Below are 21,855 nucleotides of genomic sequence, written 5' to 3'. Positions count from 1 at the left end.
AACGAATATTATGAAATCCCTCTTCTTTCAAAGAAGTCTCCTCTAAATTAAAAACAAATACAATGGAGCATAAAGAAAACTAATAAGAAAAGGCTACAACCTTTTGCCAAAACAATTATCTTAAGGCAATGTGGGAAAGCTAATTTATTTATCTCTTAATAAGCTTCTTAACAGTTCTCACTCCTTCTAGTTCTAAACTTAATAAATATGTTCCACCAGCTACTCTGCTCAAATCTATTCTCATTTTTCCATTGGAAAAATCGTAACTGAACGGAACATTCTTTCCATCCATAGAGGTTAAAGTAGGCAAGGGATTTTCTTCTGAACTATAATCAACAAGAACATAAGAATTAGTCGGGTTTGGGTAAATATTAAGGTTTTCTATGCCATTTATTTCTGTGCCCAAAATTATTAAGTTCACCGTAGCAGTTCCCTCAAAAGTACCCACTCCACATTCATCTGTTAATGCAGTGATGGTATACTCCGTAGTTTGAACAGGGGAAACGTAGTGTTGATATGGACTGTTTTCAATGCTTAATGCGGAGCCATCTGAAAGAGTGACTTGCCATGGGCCAGAAGAGCTTAGTTCAATATTTATTTCTGCAGAGTCTCCAAGGGAAATAGAAGCCAAACCACTAATTAATGCTTTTGAAGCTTCCTTTTTCTTAATACTTAAGGTGTCAGAAATGGAATTACATTCATTGGAGATAATATTCACAAAATAAGCCCCCTCTTCAGAAACGTTTAATGACGCTTTGTTCGCTCCTGTCATTTCAACATTGTTTCGGTACCATTGATAACTGTTTGCAGGATTATTTACTGCCATTAATCCAACTGCCTCTCCTTCACAAAAGCCATCTGATTCAGCAAAAACATAAGTATCTAAAAGGTGTTCAATTAATATAGGGGCTGATTTTGAAACACAGCCATTTCTTTTATAAACAATTCTATAAATACCTTGGTCTTTCACTTCAATATTAGGCTTGGAAATGTTTTTAGGTTCAGTACCATTAAATTCCAAGGCATACTCCATCCCTAGTTCCTCCTTCCCTATTAATAAAGAGCTCTCATTCGGACATATCAACGTATTGTTTTCAGCCACTTCTATAAAAGTGGAAAGAGTATCAACAAAAACAACCCGCTCCTTAGATCCTCCTACACAATTTAAATCCTTTGAAACAACGGAATATGCTCCTGACTCGCTAACGGACAAACTAGGCATTTGATTTATAGCATAAACTTTTGAGTCTTTAAGCCATATATAATCGAAACTCCTGGAATCAATAAATTCTAATTTTGCCTCCTGCCCTAAGCATAGCACTTGTTCTTCTTTTGTGACCCACTCTACTTCATTTCTTTCAAAAAAATTAAAGTCGTTAGAAACAGTCTGACAACCCTCCTTTGATAAACTAAGTTTATAGGCTCCAGGTCTGGTAACCCATAGTATTTCATCGTTACTGATGAAATTATCGTCTATAAACCATTTAACATCGTATCCGCTTTTGGATAATTCATTTGATAAATCTAATCGTAAAAAATTTAATTCATTACGACAAATCTTAATACTGTCGTCCTTTCCCACATTTTCAGGTAGTCCACTAATTCTAGTTCCTATTTCCTTTAAATAAACCTTATAGATGTCTGACATTATAGAACAGCCTCCTTTTACATCTACCTTAACTCGATACTCTCCGGCCTCTTTAACCACTATTTGTGACTTATTAGCTTCTATAATTTGGCCATTTCTGAGCCAAGTATAATTAGTTGCCCTTGGCACCTCTAAAGACAATTCGCTTACATCTAAAAATGCACTATCCGAGCAAACTGAAATTGTTTTTATTCCATTGAGGCTAATATTCTTTCTAGACTCCTTACTTGACACTGAAACATTGTTTGTCTTAAAGGGGCAGCTCTGCCCAAACCTACTTGTTGTAGTTCCTACGGCATAGTAACTCCCTTCTTCGTCAACGCTTGTATTTAACACGCTCAATACGTCTCTTTTTAAGGGCTTATTGTTAAAGAACCAATCAGCAGGCTTAGAGACATCTACATCAAGAATTCCATTCTTTGAATCTATATATAAACTAACATTCGTCCTGCAGGCTTCGACATTATAAAGGTTTTGGATAATTGACAGGTTTTGCCTTACGGTATCCGTAAAATAGTATGAACTTTTATTAGTAATATATTGGCAATTACCATATTCAACAATGGCAAAATACTCTCCGTCCTCGGTGATTGAAATTTCATTAGATTCGAATTCTCCCTGAAGCTCTCCGTCTTTAAACCACATTGTCCTTCTGCCAGACAAACGGCTTCCTACATCATGTTTAAGAATGAATTCCTGATTTTTACACAATGGATAAGGCTCACCCAGATCTTCAGAAATTGGAATTGAAAGACCAAGACCAAAAGCGGTTTCTTTTGTAGCGATATCTGCAATAACTACCTCGTCAGAAATACCTTCGCAAGACCCCGTTTTTACAGAAACAATATACTTCCCTGGTTCCGCCCGTGACAGATATCCAGAATTAGCACCTTCTATAATTTCGCCATCTCTTTTCCAACTATATTCTGCATCTTCATAATAATCTGCATACAAAGTAGGTTTTTCTCCAAAGCAATGGCTTGAAGGAGGCTCAAACACGGTAGGTTTATTTATCTTTCCTATTTCAACATCTATTTCGTCAGCAGATAATGGACACCTATTGCTTCCACTATTAACACCAAACTCCGCAACACGGTATTCTCCCGACTCCTTAGCTGTGATTTCGTATAAACCCTTCTCCTCAAAAGGTTTACCATTAAAATACCATTGGATCTCACTCCCACGATAATTTGCAGAAGATAGATGCATGGAATCACAAAACACAACTTTACCGATCGAGCCCACAATACTCTCGGCTAATTCAAATGTGCCACTAACATGAAACACATTCTTAAAATTTGCTGATTCTATTTTAACGTAAATTTTTTTTCCATAAAAAGACTTTGGTAATTGTCCAAAATCCAAGACATCACCGAAAGTCTCTGCCAAAATAGTGTCTCCTTGAAAAGAAAAAGCATCTTTCCCTGTAAATATTAAGCCCCGAACCAGTAAATTACTTGAAAAGCCTGGCCCCTTTTTTATAACCTTTAACCTTACAGGCTTCCCATAACAAAAGTCAAGCATAGACATACCTTCATAATAAACAGTATCTAATAACGAAGAATCCTCTACCTTCAAATAGGTCTTCTTTTCTACGGTACAGCCATATTGACCCGAAGCTCTAATTACATATTCGCCTTCAGAATCACTGGTCAGATTATCGATTAAAAGACCATTGGCCGTATCTTCTCCATCTTTAGATATTACGGCAAAATAATTAGGGGTTTCTGTACTATCAGTAAGAACTCCGTAAGTGGGCTTAAACGTAAAATCATACCCCTCATAACCAACAGTAGTGTCAGACAGAGAAAAAGAAATGTCATCCTTAATCTTTAAAGAAATAGGACTTTCAAAAAAACAACCCTCTTCCTGTTGCCTAATAAAATGCGACCCGACCAAAGCCTCAATTACATCATTATTAATTAGCTGTTTTGAAAAGTTAAATAAGTCAACATCTCCATATAGTCGTTCTGTCTTTGAGTCAAGTAAAACAGAATCACCTTTGCAATACTCTAATTCATCCGCTATAGAAGATCCAATTGGAAGAGCATTCGTTTTGTAAGTACATTTTCCTACTGTATGCTCCACTACATATGTGCCCGGAACATCTACATGGAATGAATTAGCAGAAGACGACATATTTACAAATTCTCTAGAATTAACAAACCATTTAACTTCTCCTTTTAATTCAACGTCTGCTTCTAAACTAATTAGCTTTGAGTTACTTAAACTATCGCAGCTGTGAGTTAATTGAATTTTTGGATTATCTAAAACCTTTATATTAACTACATTTGAACCCCTACTACAGCCACCCTCTGAAAGAATCAGTTGATAACTTCCAGACTCTTCTGCCACATAAGAATAATTAGTTCCGTTTTCTATTGTTTCGCCATCTTTCATCCATTGATAAGCCCCAGAAAAAGATTGTCGGTTTTCATGGGACATTAGAAAACCCTGTTGCGAACATATTTCTACATCATTCTCTTTACTAATTCGAATAGGATACCCAAAGTCATCTTCATTCAAAACTATCCTATCTGACTTTCCAATACAGCTATTTTTTCTACTTTTAAAATGCAATTGATAAACCCCAGCTTCCTTAGGAGTATGAAAAGGGCTGTACGATGACGAGACTCTTTCGTCGTTTCTTGTCCAATAAAAATCGCCATTATTAAGTATATACCAATGGGATGAAGAAAGGGAAGGATATACCCCTTCACATAAAGAATGAACTACTTTATGCGATGATAAATCATAGCTGTCTGACTGCAACACTCTAAGAGTGTCCAGAACGCGACAAGAGCCCTGGTAAAAATCTAATGTATAAATCCCTGGAGAATCGGTCAATATAAAATCACCATAGAGAGATACTCCATCTTTTTTCACAAACAAGCCTCCCTCTCCTTCTTTTACTATTGGAATATTTGAGCCTTCTTCAAAATCACACACAGTAATTTGCTTTTTCTCTTCTAAGGTGGCAAAATCAAACCTATAACTTGGCTTTACACCTTTTTCTACAAATTTTTTACTAGATAAGCCAAGACAGCCATCCACCTCAATTTTTAGCTGGTAGGCTCCCTCTTCTCTGGCAGTATATCTTAGTGCATTTGCTCCTATTATCTCTTCTTCATTACGAAACCAGCTAAATTTAACTTTTGAGCCGCCAAGCCCAGATTGAACTCCAGAAATACGAGCATACCCTCCTATATCGCAAATCGTTATTTCATCTTGACTATTCGATAAAAAAGAGGATACATTTAAAGTTTCTCTCTCTTCTATTTCAATGAGCGGACTGATATATTCACAATTACCATTAAAGATCTTCACATAAAAGCTTCCTTCTCCTGTTACAACTATAGAGTCGACATTGCTAAAAATTATATGTTCTGCCTTATACCAATTTATACTATCATAATTTGGTATATCAATTTCAAGCTTTAAAACAGCACTGGAACCTTTACAGAGAGCAAAAACTCCCGACTCTTCAAAGGTCTTACTAAAATTAGGCGTAATTGCCTCTAGTTTCAATACAGCACTGCAGTCCAAAACAGACTCCTCCAAACCTAAAATACCCACTCTATCTGCATTAAGCCTATCCAAAAATTCAGTAGCGTACAACTGACTGGAACATATCAATGCAATTACTAAATAACAAAATCCTTTCATTTCGAAATGGTGAATTTATTTATCTCTTAATAAGTTTCTTAACAGTTTTAACTCCATTATTTTCTAAACTTAATAAATAAGTTCCACCTGCTATTCTGCTCAAATCTATTCTCATTTTTCCATTGGAAAAATCGTAACTGAACGAAACATTCTTTCCATCCATAGAGGTTAAAGTAGGTATTGGGTTTTCTTCAGAGCTATAATCTACAAATATGTAGGAATCACTTGGGTTTGGGTAAATCTTGATGTTTTCTAGTTCATTAACTTCTGTACCCAAGATGATTAGATTCACCACCGCAGAGCCTTCAAACACGCCTTCTCCGCACTCATCTGTTAAGGAGCTTATCGTGTACTCAGTTGTTTGGATTGGAGATACGTAAAGTTGATACGGGCTTTTGTTAATGTTTAACTCGGAACCATCTGAAAGAGTGACTTGCCACGGGCTGGCATCTCCTAATATTTCAATGCTTATTTCGGTAGAGTCGCCATAAGCAATCGTGGATGTTCCTGTAATTTTTGCTATTGACTCTTCGTGATTTTTGACTTGAATGGTGTCTGAAAATGAAGAGCAATTACTGGAACTTAACTGAGCAAAATAAGCCCCAGCTTCATCAACTGTTAATAACGAAGAACCACTCGATAAAGGCACATTATCCTTATACCATTTATAACTTAAGTCTTCGGCTGTTTCAAAACTCAAATCAATTGAGCTTCCTTCACAAAAGGTGTCGGATTCAAAAAGAATATCCGTTTCAAAGTCCTTCCTTATTAAGAATTCTTTTGAACCAATACTACAATTACTCTTTTCGTAAAAAACGCTATACAAACCACTTTCTTTAACTTCATAAGCGGTGTTTGCCCCAGAATAAACAGTTTCATTATTTCGGAGAAAACGATAATTTAAACCTTCCTGCTCTTCAGCGGTAAGCATAACAGAAGTACCTGAACAAAAGACTGAATCCATAAAATGGATAGCATTGTCAATTTTTAGTTTTTCTATGGAGACTACGTTACTTTCTATAAAACAAGAATTGTCATCAATTGCAGCAGAAAAGGTTCCTTCAGAATCAATTTCAAAAGAATTTGCCGGCGTTAAAGAAAGTATTTGATTCCCCTTCATCCAAATAAGCGATCTTGTGCTGTCATTTAAACTTTTAAGGGTCAGCGGCTTGCCATTACAGATATACTGCAAGCTTTCATCCAGCAAAACTTCTGGTCTATTCTTAAACTTTAATTCTAAGTCATTGGAAAAGACCTCACAGTCTTCCGAGACTAATTTTAATTTATAAATACCGTTGCCTAATGGCTTTATGCTAACGTCTTTATTATTAATAAGCGTATCATTCCTATACCAAATATATGTAGTAACTCCTTTAAAGGGTTTGGCTAGCATTAGACGATTACTTGAAGGGTTACATTCTTCATAAATATCTGTTGTGACTACTCCTGAATTTAACGTTATCTCTGGAACAGCATTTATTTCCACATTAAATATTTTTTTATAAAGACCAACATTCTTCACTTTAGAAACTACCTCATAAAGAGCAGACTCTGAAACAAAAAGTGACTCAACATTCTCGGCTATTTTTACTCCATTTTTATACCACACCGTATTAATGGCTCTAAATAAACTGAATTCCAACTCATATGGAGACCTACCACAAATACTTATATATGAGGTATCTAAAACCGTATTAATGGCTATGTCACCATAAGCTAATTCAGCCAACTTTAGTGTATCTGACTCCACTCTACATTTTTTGCCGTCATGGGCCACTACCTCACCTACTGCATAATAATCCCCTTCTGTTTCAGGATAAATATAGCTATCAAAATAATTGGGATCATTATTCTGTCTGTACTCATCTTCGCTAATGTATAATTGCCCATTCCTATACCAATCGGGGCCTAAAGTGTTAATAATTGTACCATTTCCCGTTTCAGCAAAACTGAATAAGTTAAGAACCCCTTTCATCGCAAAGTTTACTGAATCTGCACCCAAGTTTCGTAATTGTGTTTTAATGGTTTCGACATACTTTATCTCAATGGGCCTACTTGCCACGCTACAAAATCCCCTTGTGCCCGTTGCTCTGTAGACTCCCGAATTATCAAATATATTAGACCAGCTACTTCCATCAACTAACTCATCATTTAAATACCACCTAACATTACTATAAGCCCCACTCCCAAGTCTCAGATTAAAGGAAGTACCTTGACATAATTCAAGTGGCTTTGAATAGTCAAAAAAACCTTGGCTTGTATATCCATCAGGATTTACATTTCCAACCCAAAGATTAGCTGAAAGAATTTGTTTTGGTTCATAATCTAATGGTAATGAAACCGAAACACAGCTCCCTAAACTTGCCTGAACACTATATTTACCATCTTCCTTTATGCTTAAATATGGTTTATTTTCTTCTACCAAGAAAAGTTCTCCTCTTTTCCAACTATATAGGACATCCGAAGAGGAGTTTTCAATTTGAAATAGACCATATCCCAAATCACAACTTGCCTCCTGATTGTAATAAATAGAAGGCTTATCAATCCTTCCTAATAAATCATCTGCATGAAATGTGAGAATATCTCCCGTTGGACACTCTTTATTTGATGAACTAGTAACAATTACATTATACTCCCCATTTTCAGTAGCAGAAAAAATAGAATGAACGGCTCCAACTATTAGTTCTTCATTTTTATACCACTGATATGATGGATTTTCGTTTAAATATCCTGGCTGTAACTCATATAATACAGAGTCACATAGTGGTTTGATTATTTGATTTCGATAATAATTTCGACCAACAAAACGATAAAGTTTGCTTCTATAAGGTTCAATCGAGGCATCGGATACGAATAGTTTAAAAAATATACCACTGGTACTACTATAGTGTTTGAAAAAAGTTGGTGGTATATAGTTTATTGTTGCGATATTATTTCGGACAATAGCCGATAAGCTATCTTTTCCATCCCCAGAATACATCCAAACTATAAAGTTCACACCAACAGCTAGCTGCTTTGTACTTTCTATTGGAATTTTAACTTCGGAATTTGGGCACAAGTCCCCTTGGCCTAACTCCGCTAACCTCATTGCACTCTTTTTTACAAGCTTAACTTCGAATTCTTTTTCAGTAGAACACCCATAATTGCTAGTTGCCACCATTCGATAAATGCCTACAGTATTACTATCTGCCCTAACAGAATTTATGAGCTCCTGCTCTCCTAAACCTACACTGTAATAATACCCTGATTCAGTATCCTTTTTTCTGAAATAGTAATTTTGAGGCACTTCAGTAGTATCCGAAAGCCGAGGAAATGTTGGTTTTGGAACAATTAAATCACCGGAAGAAACATTCAAAAGAGAAGGAATATTAAAAACCACGTAATCTTCTACTGTTACCTTACCCTTACTTAGATATGTACATCCCGCTTGACTCTTAGATTCTAAAATATACTTCCCATTATATATTTTTGTAATACCAGTAATACTTAAAACATTCTGATTGTTAACTTCGTCTTTGTTTGGCAAAATCCATTTTACCACCTGACTATCATCACCAATTGGAATAACGTTTAGTGTATCTTTAGAGCAAGAGGTAATGGATTCGGGAAAAGTCAGGCCTACTTCTTTCTCCGTTGCTTTGATGTTACAAACACCCGAAATTAAAGAGACAGAATAGGTTCCAGGTGAATAAATTCTCAAACTCGAATTGTTTGCTTCTTTAATTTTACTCCCCTCAAAATACCATTGATAAGACACATCCTTCTCATAGCTAAGCTCAGCATTTAAAGTAGCTCCTTCCGAGCCCGAAACACAACTTTCTAGAATACTGACTTCAGGTAAATTCTCTTGTCTAATATTAACAGATTCTGTTTGCGATTGGCACCCATTATTGTCTGTAAACTCCGCCCAATACCTACCTGGTTCGTTAACACTAATTCGGGAAAGTCCTGTCACTTTTATTTTTTTATCATCCTTATACCAAGTAATTTCTGAACCGTAAAACAAATTCTCAATTTCTAAAGAATAATACTCTCCAGAGCAAATAGTTACATCATTTTCTCCTATTATTGGAAAATGCTCTTTAAGATCAAGTGGGTCAAAGGCAATCTCCTCTGTGTAGCCTACACAAGTACTATTAGCGGACTTATAATTTAATCTATAGGTTCCTAGTGAAGTTCCTCTATACGAGCCTGCACCCTTACTTAACAGAGAACCATTTTTAGTTAAAAAAAAATTCTGGCTGCTAAGAAAGCTGGTACTACCAATAAGATAAAGATAAGGTGAACAATAATCTCCAATTCCTTTATTTAAAGGCATGTCGAACTCTTCTGATAGAGTAACCCTTAGTGTATCATATATAGTACAAGTACCTTGAGTCAATTTTAAATAATAATTACCAGTTCCCACAGCGGTATTGCTTGAGTATACTTTGTTATTATCATCCACTACCCGAGAAACACTCGATGGGTTATAAAATCGTAAGTTATATTTCAAACCAATCTCTTCGCAAAAACTAAGCGTTTTTTTAGCCCCATATTCCGAAAATTCAAAATTATAACTGGGCTCTTTACCCACCCGTACCTCCAAAGGTTCTGATTCTATAATACAACCGTCATAATTAATCTCAGTAGAATAACTTCCGGGTTCAGAAGCATCAAAAAAAGTATTTTCACTGACCTGCACAACCTCTCCATCTCTTTTCAATGTATACGAGATATTACTTGAAAATAAGTTTGGTTTTATGACAGATTTCAACCTAACCTCCCCTCCTTCATCACATATTGTAAGCTGCCCCCTCTCATTTAACCAGGAATCTGTGTAAGATTCTATTTTAGTGTCCGATCTTAAATCCAATTGACCAGAATTATATTCACAATTACCTGTTCTAAGCTTAAACTTAAATCTACCATCTTTAGCATTCGAAAACTCAAAACTTTTTTCAGAGATCAATGAATCATTTTTAAACCAAAAAATTTCAGCCCCCTCCGTTAACACAACAGAAGAAGTGTCAAGCCCTATATAGGTAGCATTTCCTTTGCAATAATTAATAGTTTGGTTTGCATTATAAAAAGTACTATTAACACGATCTCCTAACCTGACATACCCTTCCGGCTTATAGGGGCACTCTTCATTTGCAGCAGTAACATTGGCCATCAATGGGGTTTCACAGCCATATTTATCCGTTATTACCAACCTGTACATACCAAAGTTCTCTGTTCCAAATTTTAGAATTCTAGGCGATGCCAGATCGCTCTCAAAGTTATCTGGACCAGTCCAATAGTATTTAGTCCCCTCTTCATAATAATTAGGAGAGAATAGTATAGTCGTACCCGATATATGAAAATTTAAATATGCATAGTTAACAGGTACCTCACCAACATCTACTAAAACGGAGGATGGCTCCTTTCCGTCGATCTTTACTTCGTAGCCACCTCTAGCAGAAGCAGTTGGGTTTATTATCTTAGGGTTTTGATCCCTTGAGGTGAAGCCATTGGGGCCAGTCCAAACATAAGAAGAACCGCCTTCGGCAAATAGCTTAAGCGTATCCGAGCCTTTAGAACAAACCGGGCTATTGGAAGAAATATTTTGAGAAAACCCGAAGAAACTTATAAAAGTAAATAGTGATATTGCCGCAAACTTCATGACTAAAGATTATTTGCAACAAATATAGAAAACTATCGTTTACCCCAACTCCGCAATAACAGTCTCTCCACCCACAGGCTTATCGTCAATTTTGCAAAGGATTCTAGCGTCAAGAGGTAAGAAGATATCTACTCTGGAGCCAAACTTTATGAAGCCAAATTCAGAACCTTGTGTGGCTACTTGACCTTCTTCGGCATAGGTAACTATACGTCTTGCCATCGCTCCAGCTATTTGTCTAAAAAGTACTTCGGTGCCATTTTCGTGTTTTACCACTACCGTGCTACGCTCATTTTCTGTACTTGACTTTGGGTGCCATGCTACCAAATACTTACCTGCGTGATATTTACAATAACTCACCACACCCGAAAGTGGGAAGAAATTTATATGCACATTAATAGGCGACATAAAAATAGAAACTTGTCTTCTTGGGCCTTTGAAATATTCTGTTTCTACCACCTCTTCTATTACCACTACTTTTCCATCTGCTGGAGCAATAATATGATTTGAATTCAAAACGGTATGTCTTGTTGGCTTTCTAAAAAACTGAAGAACCGTCACCATAATGAACAAACTAAAGGCCAACCAAAGTACTTGTAGCCAATCATTATCTGGCAGTAAAAATCTTATAATAAGATAAATAGCTACTGTGCCGAATAGCGAAATAAGTATGGTGGCTTTGCCTTCTTTATGAAGTGTCATCGTTTTGTTGGTAATTTTTATATGACAAATATAATAGGGCAATTCCGATTTATACGTTCCAACAATATTTTGGCGTTATTTGCAGAGCAAACACTATCAGATTTTGATGATTTCAAACGTGCAATTTTGGCGTACTTGGCCAAACTCCTTAAAAATAGCCCTCGGCATTTTCTTATTAATAATCATTGCTTTAGCTGGCTTAACCTCCTTCTGGATCCTAAAAGATATTGACAACCTTTATGCCTGGGATGTAGCCACGGAGCTACATAAAAAGTTTATTGCCTCTGAAGCTTTTACAGAAAAAGGGCTGCGGTTTACAAATAATGAGCTCATTTATTACCTTAAAGAATGGTATTTACCATCGGCTCAAAACATTAGTTCAGGTGCCTCCATGGTACTAATAGCTTCATTGATTTTGGGACTTAGTTTAATTAGCACGTCCCTTTCCTTTCAAAACAACCTTTGGTTTCTAGGAAGTCTAGTGGTCATTGCTGCTTTTTTGATTCTGGCAAGAACCGAAATCATTTTTCAAGCAACTAACAATTCGCCTTTCTTAATAGCCTTCTCCTTTCTCGGCTTAATTCTTTTCATGTTTAATTCGTTCTTAAAAAGAACTGGCTTTTGGCTACGCTTTCTTAGCATTGCTGCTATTTTCATAGGACTCTTATTGGCAGGAATTTCTTTCTCAAAGGTGAACCTTCCTATAGTTTCCCTCAGTAGTTATAGCCTTTTATTTGCTCTGATATGCCTAGCTATTTTCGTATTTTTCATTGCTCATGAAATTGTAGTTGGGCTTATTTATACGGTTGTTATTTCTTCCGAAAAAGGTAAAAACTCCTTTAAAACCTACCTCAGCATTGGCCTTATTTACCTCTTAAACTGCCTGCTGATTTATCTGGAGAACATCAAACTCATTGACGACAGCCTGATGGTCATTAGCCCGCTATTGCTATTTGCCATCTCTAGTATTTTAGGAATTTGGGGATTCAGAAAACAATGCGACGATATTGGCTTCTTTAGTTTTCAACGAACTGGTGCTTGGCTATACTTTGGCATGTTTATTATCTCCATGGCAACCATCGGCTATGTTTACGCTACCGCAAATGACCCACTCATTGAACTCATAAATGATTACATCGCCATAGCTCATCTATCGCTAGGCATCGTCTTTTTTGGGCATGTAATCTTAAATTTTATTGGCGTTTTCCAGAAAGGGCTTAACGCCTATTTGGTGCTGTACAAACCGAAATTCAGCAGTCTTATTTTAGCTAAGATATTGGCTATTTTCATCATGGGCTTCTTCTTGATTCAAAAGAACATTTATGCCTACAATCAACTACGAGCGGGTTTAAATAATGCCATTGCCGATTTCTATTTGGCCGAAGGCGACAATACTGCGGCCGAAACGTATTATAAGGAATCTGTCAACTATGATTTTTTTAACCATAAAGCCAATTACGCACTGGCGTCAATGGCAAAAAAAGTAGGAGATGGCGTTACCGCAGCCTATTTTTTCAGACAGGCCATTCAGAAAAACCCAAGTGAATTTGCCTATGTAGGTTTAAGTCAAAACCTTGAAAACGAAGACCTCTATTTTGATGCTCTTTTCACACTAAGAGAGGGTCTTGACAAATTTCCAAAAAGTGCAGTTCTTAAAACTAATTCTGCTCATCTTTTAGAAAAGGCAAACGCTAGAGACAGTGTTTATTTATACTTAGAAAACGCTCTTCAAGATTGTAAAAAGTGCGAAACAGAAAAAGTAAACCTTCAAGCTTTTTGGATTGAAAATGCTACGCCATCAAAGTTAGATTCGGTTAGTGAAAGGCTTATTGACCCATCTAATGGTTCTAATTTGGCTAATCAATTGGCCATTGGCAGAATGACAGGGTCTTTTCAAAATCAGCTAAAGAGTTTCCCTTTAGAAACTAGTCTAAACACGACGGAATTTGCTGAAATATATAATCAGATTAGCCTTCCCGAAAATGAATTAAGTAAGCCTGACACCGTTTGGGATTCGTTTGCTAACAACCCTGCGAACATTGGCGTTAGAGAAGATTTGATTTACTTAAAATCTCTTCAGCAATATAAGCAAGGCGAAAAAATAAAGGCCATAAAACAACTTACTTATCTGGCACAAGATAGCACAGAAACAGCTCTTATGTACAGAAGAAAACTTGGACACTGGTACCTCCAAGAAGGGCTTTATGATAGGTCGGTAGCATTTTTTGTAGCTTCTGGAGATCGTGCATCCGCTCAAGTGTTGGAAGAAAATAATTTCAAAACGCATTTGCAGCTAAAGCAATTTCAGCAAGCAGAAGAGTTGTTACAACTGGAGCTAAATCATGACACATACAAAACCATTTATCGCCAAGCTCCATTTAATCCGTACCTCCTTTCTGACATTGCCAGCTATTTGACCGAAAACGGTAAGACTTCAGAAGCTTATACGCTCGTTTTTGACGCCCTCGAATTCAATGATACTAATATTGAACTTTGGAAAAAATACGCTTTTCTTGCTCTAAAAAATGGTGTGCCTGATTATGCAGAGAATGGTCTTTCAAAATTAAGAGGACTCATGAGTAAAGACGACTACAGTGCCTTTGCCAAATCATTTAACGCCGAGAAAACACGTTTACAACTAGAACGAGATACTTTTTAGAAATAAGCACTCAGACCGCCTAAACAAGCTTCTTGACCTTCCATCACGACGCAGTAACATTGGTATAAAAACTTAAAAGGAAGCGGCACGAAAACTTACCTTTGTATCGGTTCAAAATCATTTTGCGAAGCATGAAAATAATCGAAACAGACAATATTTCTAAAAGGTATATCATGGGTGCTGAAATAGTAGATGCCCTTAAATCAGTCTCTATTTCTATTGACAAAGGCGAATACGTAGCCTTTATGGGGCCATCTGGCTCAGGAAAGTCAACTTTGATGAATATCATTGGCTGTCTAGATTCCCCTACGGGTGGAAACTACACGCTAAACGGAAAAGATGTTTCTGATATGAGTGAAAACGAATTAGCCGAAATCAGAAACAAAGAAATAGGTTTCGTTTTTCAAACGTTCAACCTTTTACCACGACAATCGTCTTTAGAAAATGTAGCCCTTCCACTTATTTATGCAGGGTATAGCAAGTCTGCCCGAACGGAGAAAGCACAGGGTGTTTTAGAAAGTGTTGGGCTGGGTGACCGCTCTCACCATAAACCAAACGAGCTATCTGGTGGTCAAAGACAGCGTGTGGCCGTGGCCAGAGCTTTAGTAAATGACCCATCTATCTTACTGGCTGATGAACCTACTGGAAACTTGGACACCAAGACTTCTTATGAAATAATGGAGCTTTTTGAGGAAATTCATACTCAAGGAAATACCATCATTATGGTAACGCATGAAGAGGATATTGCTCAATATGCTCATAGGATAATTCGTCTTAGAGATGGACTGGTAGAGTCTGATATCAGAAACGAGAACCCAACAAACCCTAGAGAAATGGCCGCCAAGCTTGCAGCGGAAAAGGAATAAGAGTGTCTTTTAATGGCATTCAAAAAATCTTAAAGAGATAAAGCTACGTTAATCAAGCATTGCGAAGCTTCTAAACATATTCTTAGGAACAGTTTTTTGTCTTTGCCCAATATTCACAGATGTATTCTTAACAATTCAAATTTATTAAAATGAAAAAATTATTGTTTTTAGCAGCAGCTCTACTTTTTGTAGGCACTACAAATTCTTTTGCACAAAAAAGCCCTAAAAAAACCTTTACAGAAGGTAATATCTCTGTTACTTATGGTGCACCATCAGTTAAGGGGCGTGTGATTTTTGGTGACCTAGTTCCTTATAAAGAAGTATGGAGAACAGGAGCAAACAATGCTACTGAAATTACTTTTGCAAAAGATGGCAGCATAGGTGGCCAAGCGGTTAAAGCTGGTACTTATACCTTATTTACCATCCCTCAAAAAGATGGTGACTGGACGGTAATCTTAAACCCTACTTTAAAGCAATGGGGTGCTTACAAATATGACAAAATTAAAGATGCGGATTTGCCACATGTAATGGCCAAAACCTCTAAAACTTCTGCCAATGTGGAGCAGATGACAATTTCTGTAGAAGGTGGTAATCTAGTAATAGCCTGGGCAGATACACAAGCAAGTGTGGCTGTCAAATAAAGTTTTAGTACTTATTCATAAGAGGGACTTCGTCAAACGGCGAAGTCTTTTTTTGCATTAGCTTTCCAATTATTCTTGACTAAATTTGACATACTAAAGTGTCAAAATGAAGCATAAAACCAAAGTCGGACTTCCTCCGGGTACCATAAAATATACAGGAAAAAAAGGTGGTACGCCCTTAACGCTGAACTACGTAGAGTATAATTTAGAGTCGTTTGCCTCAGAGACTTTTGAGGAAGTACGTAAGGCTCTTATTCATAAAGCTAAAGACAATTTCACCCAATGGTATGACATCAGGGGCTTGCATGACGAAGCCTTTATTCAGCGAATAGGCGATGTTTTTGAAATGCACTCTCTGGCTCTAGAAGACGTAGCGGATGTATATAAAAGACCGGAATATGCGGAATTTGTCAATGGGCATTTTATCTCCTTAAAATACCTGCAATACGTAGAAGGTGAGATTCATATTCAAAACGTTTCTATATATTTTGACCAAGGTTTTGTGTTGACCTTTCAGGAACATGAAGATGACATTTTCAAACCTCTTAGAACTAGAATCGAAAAATCGCAAGGACGAATTAGAGCCAAAAAAGCCGATTATCTAACTTATGCCATCATCGACTTTATAGTGGACAACTATTTCAGCGTTTTGGATGATATAGAAATCAAAACTGAGAAACTGGAAGAGTCGTTAATGACAGATGTCGACACTTTTGAAAGGGCACAAATTTTTCCCTTAAAAAAGGATTTACTGAAGGTTAGAAAGGTAATAGCTCCGCTAAGAGAAGCACTAAATATGTTTTCAAAATCGGACTCAGATGATATTGAAGAGAAAACGAAAATATATGTACGAGATGTTTACGACCACACTATTTCCGTAGTAGACAGTCTTGATACCTTGCGAGATATTCTTTCAGGATTGCAAGAAATTCACATCTCAGAAATGAGCATGAAAATGAATAAGGTCATGCAGTTTCTTACCATCATCACCGCCATTTTTGTCCCTATTACTTTCTTGGCTGGCATTTACGGCATGAATTTCCAGAACATGCCAGAGCTGCAGCACAGAAACGGCTATTTCATTTTACTAGGCGTAATGGCTGTACTTTCTGGCGGAATGCTGCTATATTTTAGACGGAAGAAATGGTTGTAGAAAGAAATCCTTATGTAAAGCTTTTTCGATTTTCTTTACATGAGGGAGTCGATGTGTAAAGAAAAACTCATTTTCTTTACATAAGAAAATCATCAAGCATTAACCACATTAACAGCCTCCCCTGCTTGCCAGGCCTTAATATTGTCTGTCACTATTTTAAATAGTTTCTTTCTGGCTTCTAAGGTAGCCCATGCTACGTGCGGACTTACAATTAGATTCTTTGCACCAAAAAGTGGATTGCCTGCTGTTGGTGGCTCTTGAGAAACTACGTCAATGGCAGCACCTGCTATTACACCTTCATCTAAAGCCTTTCTTAAGTCATCATCATTGACCAAAGGACCTCTACCCGTATTAACCAGAATGGCCGTTTTCTTCATTTTTGCCAAATTTTCCTTATTAATAAAACCCGCATTTTCTTCTGTCAATGGGCAGTGAAGACTCACAAAATCAGATTGACTCAATAATTCATCTAAGTCTACTGTTTTATATTTAGCGTGAGCTTTATTTGATTTACGATTGACCAAAACATTCATTTCAAAAGCTTCTGCGACCTTGGCAACCTTTTCTCCAATATCTCCAATTCCAACCAAGCCTAAAGTCTTTCCTGCTAATTCGGTCAATGTAAAATCATAATAACAGAAGTCTGGCGAAGCCACCCATTTGTCTGGATTATTGTGCTCGGCTATTCTGTTGGTAAAGCTTAAAAGCATAGCAAAAACATGCTGAGCCACAGACATAGAGCTGTAGTTTTTAGCATTAGTAACCGGTATTCCTCTTTTTGCGGCAGCATCTAAATCTACCACATTATACCCCGTAGCTGTAACACCAATATACTTCAATTTAGATAGTTGACTAATTATCTTTTCGTCCAAGACAGCTTTATTTGTCAAAACGATATCGGCGTCTTTTGCCCTTTCCACTATTTGGTCATAGGGTGTTCTGTCATACATTTTGAGCGTACCAATTTCCTCTAATTCTGATAAATCAAGCTCTGCTGGCGTGCTAGTAAATGCATCTAAAAAAACGATATTCATGCTTTATGATTAGTCTTGGGTAAATTGCATCGAAATACTACAATGCTCAATGCCAAATATACTTAAAAATACCTCTTTAAAAGCTTACAACACCTTTGGAATAGAAGCGTCTGCTAAGCTATTTGTAGAAATAAATTCCACAAACGAGTTGCTCTATCTACTTAATACAGATGAGTTTAAAGAAAATGAGATTCTGATTTTAGGTGGTGGTAGTAATGTTTTATTGACACAAGATTTTGATGGCTTGGTTATCAAAAACAACATCAAAGGCATTGAGTTAATAGAAGAAACCGAGAATGAAGTAACCATTAGAGTGGGTTCGGGTGAGGTTTGGCATGCCTTTGTGCTTTACTGTGTTGATAAAAATTATGGTGGCATAGAAAATCTGTCATTAATCCCAGGGACAGTTGGTGCTGCTCCTATGCAAAACATTGGAGCGTATGGCGTAGAAATCAAAGATGTTTTTGTGGATTTAGAGGCCATTGATAGAAAAACCCAAGAAATAAAGAAGTTTGATAAAGAAGCTTGTGCTTTTGGGTACCGTGAAAGTGTGTTTAAAAACATTAATAAAGACCAATATTTTATCACTCACGTCACTTTTAAGCTTCAAAAGAATCCAAAATTGCACCTAGAATATGGTGCGATAAAAGACACTTTAAAAGAATTAGAGGTAACAGAACCGAGCATCAACGACGTTAGCAAAGCTGTTATAAAAATTAGGCAATCAAAACTTCCTGACCCAGCCGAAATAGGAAACTCTGGTAGTTTTTTCAAGAATCCAATTATCTCGATAAGTGAATTTGAAAACTTAAAAGCTAAATACCCGCAAATTCCCTCTTACCCTGTGGACGAGACCTCTGTAAAAGTACCTGCAGGCTGGTTAATAGAACAGGCTGGCTGGAAAGGAAAAACTTTAGGCGAGATAGGCGTTCATAAAAATCAGGCTTTGGTATTGGTAAATTATGGCAACGGAAAAGGAGCTGATATTCAGGCACTCTCAAAAAATATTCAAGCTTCTATTCTTGAAAAATATGGCATTAATCTTCATGCCGAGGTAAATATTATCTAATTTGGTTTTAGTAAACCTGATAAAGTAAATAATGGAAATATCACATATAATTTCTGACGTAGTTTTAGGGCTAGTTGGCATATTTGTCTTCTTCAGATATCTTAGGAAGTTAGACTTGTTTGAAACTTTGCTCTGGGAGGCCTTTATTCTTTCTGTATCTGTAGCGGCCTTTGCGGGTGCAGCTAAGTTTGCAGGAATAGAAAAAGCGGGACTTATCTCCATTTTCTTTCAGAATTTATCTGTGACCGTAGGTGCTTTGGCTTTAGTGGTTGCTTCTTGGTTTAAAATCTGGGAAGACGACACCTTGGACGCCAAAATTGGCTCCATAGTCTTAGCCATTGGTTTTGCCATTTTTGCGGTACATCAAGCCATCGGTATTCCGCTGGTAGTGTCTATAATTCCAGTTATAGCTATGGTTTTAGTAGCCGCCGCAGGTGTAGCCGCTTTAATGAAAGGAAGGAAAACTTTAGGCATGTGGTTAATTCTAGGCGTGCTTTTTGCCGCTTTAGCTACCTTTAGAGGGAAGTTTGTTTCAGACCCGAGCGATTCTATTGACGTATACCACTACTTGCTTGCTTGTAGCGTTCTATGTTTTGGACTAGCGGCTTCTAGAAGAACGGATTAAGAAACCATTTTCTTCAAAACTTCTCTAGCTCTTCCGCTCTCCAAAGACTCCTTGGCCAGTACCATTCCTTGCTCTAGGGTGATGTTTTTAGCTACGCCTAGACCTATTGCGGCGTTTGCCAGCACCACAGAAGTTTGAGCCTCCGTGCCTTTATTTTCAAGAATATCTACCAACATTTTAGCAGAATCTTCTAAACCTCCACCACCATAAAGCTGTTCTGCCTTGAAGTTTTTCAAACCAAAAGCCGAAGGACTAAAAAGCTCTCCCTCATCCGCAGATGGATAATGAGAAGAAAACATAAAGTCTCCTGTCAAAGAAATTTCGTCATAAACTGCCAAATCGAAAATGATACCGAATTGCTTATCGGTCTGACGGAAAACTTGTTCGTATAATTCAAAAACGCAGAGATCGTAAACGCCTGTCAATTGTTTTTTCACTTCGCCCGGATTAAGCAATGGCCCTAACATATTGAAAAAGGTTTTCATGCCTAATTCTTTCCTAATAGGCCCTACATGACGCATGGCAGGATGAAAAAGCGGAGCATGCAAATAGCACATCCCAGCCGTTTCTAATTTCTCTTTCAGATAATCTGAGTCGTTGGTAAATTTAATGCCTAAATGCTCTAAAACCGTGCTGCTACCTACCGCACTACTTACCCCATGGTTTCCGTGCTTGGCTACTTTTTGTCCTGCTCCCGCAATCACAAAAGCAGATGTGGTAGAAATATTAAAAGTGTCTTTACCATCTCCCCCTGTGCCGCAAACATCCATGGCGTCAAAGTCGGTCAAATCTATTTTATTGGCAACCGCCAACATGGCATCTCTAAAGCCTGTCAACTCTTCTGGCGTAATGCCTTTCTGCTGAATTCCCATTAAAAAAGCAGCAGTTTGCGAAGGATTCACCTCGCCCGCAGCTATTTTAGACAGCCCCTGAAAAGCTTCTTCTTTTGAAAGTGATTGATCTTGGATTAATTGGTTTAGGTAGGTTTTCATAAAATCTAATTAATTCTTAACAGAGAGGTTTACTCTCCTCAAAGTTTACTACTCTTTCTCGAAACTGTCCTTTATCACTAAACAATCTTGAGATTTGCATCGTTTTTTTTAGGTGGTCATTCTCACTTATTGAACTTCCCCATTTGTGATAATGAATATGAATTTTTTCACAATTATCATGTTCAAATATTGTTTTCAAAAGTACCTTATCAGAAAAGCCGCAAGAATGCCCTAATATAAAAACATCAAATTTGGCATCCTTCATTTCGTTTAACAATTCCTGATAATTCCTTGCTCTTGAATACCCGAAAGATTTAAAATTATCAAAGTACTCATCTATCTGTAAGTCTTCAATACTTTTATAATATTCATCGTCTTCATCCCCATAACCAAAAATAATATGGCTATCCTTTTTTAATAAATCTCCATGAATAAAATTTACCTCAACACTTTTTAGACTATTAAAATATTTTTCAATCGTATTCGTGTAATTAAAATTCAAAAAGTAAACTCGTCCTTTTTCTTCACTAGATTCAGCATATTCCTCTAAAAAGCTTCGGATTTCTGGAATTGTTCTAATATTTAGGTTTTGTTGTTTTAAATATTCCAGAAAGACTTTCTTTATTTGGTTGAGTTCAAGATTAAGTTCGACTATTCTCCTTTTATGTCTATTTCTCCACTCTTGCTGTTCATCCTTAGGTTCCCTAAATTCCGATTTAGTTATATCAAAAACCTGCTTCACTTTTTCATAATAGAAGGCCTCAATATCTACCCAATTGTCATTAACATTTTCTATTAATTCCCTGAACAAAGCATTCCTAATTAGATACCTACCTTGAGCATTATTTAAAAACCTCTTTTTCACATCATCAATACTTGAAAAATCATTTATAGAAATTTCAGGACTAGAAATCTGAATAAGGTCATCTGAATAACCTTCATACTTTTCTAGAGCATTTTTTCGAAATGATTGAATGCAAGAAAAAAAATATCCATTCAAGAAGTGTGAATAGCTAGTTTTAAGTCCATGAGCCAAATCAAAGCCATTACCAATAATTATAAGTTTATTATTTGATGTGAATTTAGTTTTCATAAAGCCTTATTTCAAAATTATATCATGGTTCCCAAATAGTAGACATCCGGCACCTGGCACCTAACA

General features: G+C 36.8%; 12 protein-coding genes. 6 read left to right on the top strand and 6 right to left on the bottom strand.

Annotated features, from left to right (window positions below; all coding sequences use genetic code 11):
* Positions 1-148 precede the first annotated feature (148 nt).
* From AC0L6O_RS02515 to AC0L6O_RS02505, 3 genes are read right to left on the bottom strand one after another with little or no spacing between them, the layout of a single operon-like run.
* Positions 149-5,314, bottom strand: coding sequence for a T9SS type A sorting domain-containing protein (locus AC0L6O_RS02515; RefSeq protein ID WP_473306075.1), 5,166 nt, complete (start codon positions 5,312-5,314; stop codon positions 149-151).
* A gap of 19 nt (positions 5,315-5,333) precedes the next feature.
* Entirely contained in the window at positions 5,334-10,958 is a 5,625-nt protein-coding gene (locus tag AC0L6O_RS02510; RefSeq protein ID WP_473306073.1) for a T9SS type A sorting domain-containing protein, read from the bottom strand.
* Between the two features lie 39 nt (positions 10,959-10,997).
* Entirely contained in the window at positions 10,998-11,657 is a 660-nt protein-coding gene (locus AC0L6O_RS02505; protein WP_473306071.1) for a phosphatidylserine decarboxylase family protein, read from the bottom strand.
* 106 nt (positions 11,658-11,763) lie between these two features.
* Between AC0L6O_RS02505 and AC0L6O_RS02500 the strand changes: the two genes are divergently transcribed.
* From AC0L6O_RS02500 to corA, 4 genes are all read left to right on the top strand, one after another.
* The gene (locus AC0L6O_RS02500) at positions 11,764-14,316 is read left to right on the top strand and encodes a hypothetical protein (RefSeq protein WP_473306069.1); all 2,553 of its coding nucleotides are present in this window, start codon (positions 11,764-11,766) and stop codon (positions 14,314-14,316) included.
* 131 nt (positions 14,317-14,447) lie between these two features.
* Positions 14,448-15,182 carry an ABC transporter ATP-binding protein gene (locus AC0L6O_RS02495; protein ID WP_473306068.1) on the top strand — a complete coding sequence of 245 codons (735 nt, stop codon included), beginning with the start codon at positions 14,448-14,450 and terminating at the stop codon, positions 15,180-15,182.
* A 149-nt stretch (positions 15,183-15,331) separates the two neighbouring features.
* Complete coding sequence (locus tag AC0L6O_RS02490; RefSeq protein WP_473306066.1) at positions 15,332-15,823, top strand: DUF2911 domain-containing protein; 492 nt, start codon at positions 15,332-15,334, stop codon at positions 15,821-15,823.
* 106 nt (positions 15,824-15,929) lie between these two features.
* On the top strand, positions 15,930-16,976 hold the full coding sequence (corA, locus tag AC0L6O_RS02485) for a magnesium/cobalt transporter CorA (RefSeq protein WP_473306064.1): 1,047 nt from the start codon (positions 15,930-15,932) through the stop codon (positions 16,974-16,976).
* 92 nt (positions 16,977-17,068) lie between these two features.
* Here the strand turns inward: corA and AC0L6O_RS02480 are convergent, their stop codons facing one another.
* Complete coding sequence (locus AC0L6O_RS02480; protein ID WP_473306063.1) at positions 17,069-18,010, bottom strand: D-2-hydroxyacid dehydrogenase; 942 nt, start codon at positions 18,008-18,010, stop codon at positions 17,069-17,071.
* A 49-nt stretch (positions 18,011-18,059) separates the two neighbouring features.
* On the opposite strand from AC0L6O_RS02480, the gene murB reads away from it, so the two are divergent.
* Positions 18,060-19,079: a UDP-N-acetylmuramate dehydrogenase gene (gene murB, locus AC0L6O_RS02475; RefSeq protein ID WP_473306062.1), complete on the top strand. Its 1,020-nt coding sequence runs from the start codon at positions 18,060-18,062 to the stop codon at positions 19,077-19,079.
* Positions 19,080-19,110: 31 nt separating this feature from the next.
* Positions 19,111-19,704, top strand: a complete 594-nt coding sequence (locus AC0L6O_RS02470) for a DUF6962 family protein (RefSeq protein ID WP_473306060.1) — start codon at positions 19,111-19,113, stop codon at positions 19,702-19,704.
* Here the strand turns inward: AC0L6O_RS02470 and trpD are convergent.
* Positions 19,701-20,696 carry an anthranilate phosphoribosyltransferase gene (trpD, locus tag AC0L6O_RS02465; protein ID WP_473306058.1) on the bottom strand — a complete coding sequence of 332 codons (996 nt, stop codon included), beginning with the start codon at positions 20,694-20,696 and terminating at the stop codon, positions 19,701-19,703. The genes AC0L6O_RS02470 and trpD overlap by 4 nt on opposite strands.
* Positions 20,697-20,712: 16 nt before the next feature.
* The gene (locus AC0L6O_RS02460) at positions 20,713-21,789 is read right to left on the bottom strand and encodes an AbiH family protein (protein ID WP_473306056.1); all 1,077 of its coding nucleotides are present in this window, start codon (positions 21,787-21,789) and stop codon (positions 20,713-20,715) included.
* Positions 21,790-21,855: the final 66 nt, after the last annotated feature.

It is taken from the genome of Arcticibacterium sp. GJ41-1 (genome assembly GCF_055808875.1).
Note: the sequence above shows the minus strand (reverse complement) of the source record. Positions and strands in the feature narration are given on the sequence as shown.

Coding starts and splice junctions, on each gene's coding strand:
- AC0L6O_RS02515 (WP_473306075.1), bottom strand. CDS start 5,314: ATGAAAGGATTTTGTTATTTAGTAATTGCATTGATATGTTCCAGTCAG.
- AC0L6O_RS02510 (WP_473306073.1), bottom strand. CDS start 10,958: ATGAAGTTTGCGGCAATATCACTATTTACTTTTATAAGTTTCTTCGGG.
- AC0L6O_RS02505 (WP_473306071.1), bottom strand. CDS start 11,657: ATGACACTTCATAAAGAAGGCAAAGCCACCATACTTATTTCGCTATTC.
- AC0L6O_RS02500 (WP_473306069.1), top strand. CDS start 11,764: ATGATTTCAAACGTGCAATTTTGGCGTACTTGGCCAAACTCCTTAAAA.
- AC0L6O_RS02495 (WP_473306068.1), top strand. CDS start 14,448: ATGAAAATAATCGAAACAGACAATATTTCTAAAAGGTATATCATGGGT.
- AC0L6O_RS02490 (WP_473306066.1), top strand. CDS start 15,332: ATGAAAAAATTATTGTTTTTAGCAGCAGCTCTACTTTTTGTAGGCACT.
- corA (WP_473306064.1), top strand. CDS start 15,930: ATGAAGCATAAAACCAAAGTCGGACTTCCTCCGGGTACCATAAAATAT.
- AC0L6O_RS02480 (WP_473306063.1), bottom strand. CDS start 18,010: ATGAATATCGTTTTTTTAGATGCATTTACTAGCACGCCAGCAGAGCTT.
- murB (WP_473306062.1), top strand. CDS start 18,060: ATGCCAAATATACTTAAAAATACCTCTTTAAAAGCTTACAACACCTTT.
- AC0L6O_RS02470 (WP_473306060.1), top strand. CDS start 19,111: ATGGAAATATCACATATAATTTCTGACGTAGTTTTAGGGCTAGTTGGC.
- trpD (WP_473306058.1), bottom strand. CDS start 20,696: ATGAAAACCTACCTAAACCAATTAATCCAAGATCAATCACTTTCAAAA.
- AC0L6O_RS02460 (WP_473306056.1), bottom strand. CDS start 21,789: ATGAAAACTAAATTCACATCAAATAATAAACTTATAATTATTGGTAAT.